Origin of the sequence: Pseudoalteromonas sp. MER144-MNA-CIBAN-0113, from assembly GCF_040308965.1 — a bacterium.
Taxonomy (GTDB): Bacteria; Pseudomonadota; Gammaproteobacteria; order Enterobacterales; family Alteromonadaceae; genus Pseudoalteromonas; species Pseudoalteromonas tetraodonis.
This window is the reverse complement of sequence record NZ_JBEOOG010000451.1, coordinates 1-256: the sequence shown is the minus strand read 5'-3', so window position 1 is coordinate 256 and position 256 is coordinate 1. Positions and strand designations below refer to the sequence as shown.

Sequence of the window (256 nt, the reverse complement as noted above, 5' to 3'; positions counted from 1 at the left end):
GAGCATGATGAGTTTGAACTCTATTTTCAGCCAATTTTTACAATTACCACAAGTGAGGTTATTGGTTTTGAAGCACTTGTGCGCTGGCATCATCCTAAAAAAGGATTTGTACCACCTAATGACTTTATACCGATAGCTGAAACTACAGGGCAAATTATAAATCTTGATTTACATTTACTTGATTTAGCCGCTCAGCAGATTTCTAATTGGCACCAGCAAGGTCATCGCTTTTTGAAAGTAACGGTTAATGTATCGT

At 37.1% G+C, this 256-nt stretch carries 1 protein-coding gene; it reads left to right on the top strand.

Features of this window, described 5'->3' with window-relative positions; all coding sequences use genetic code 11:
* The coding region (locus tag AAEY57_RS20450) for an EAL domain-containing protein (RefSeq protein WP_350608717.1) at positions 1 to 256 on the top strand (256 nt) is incomplete at both ends.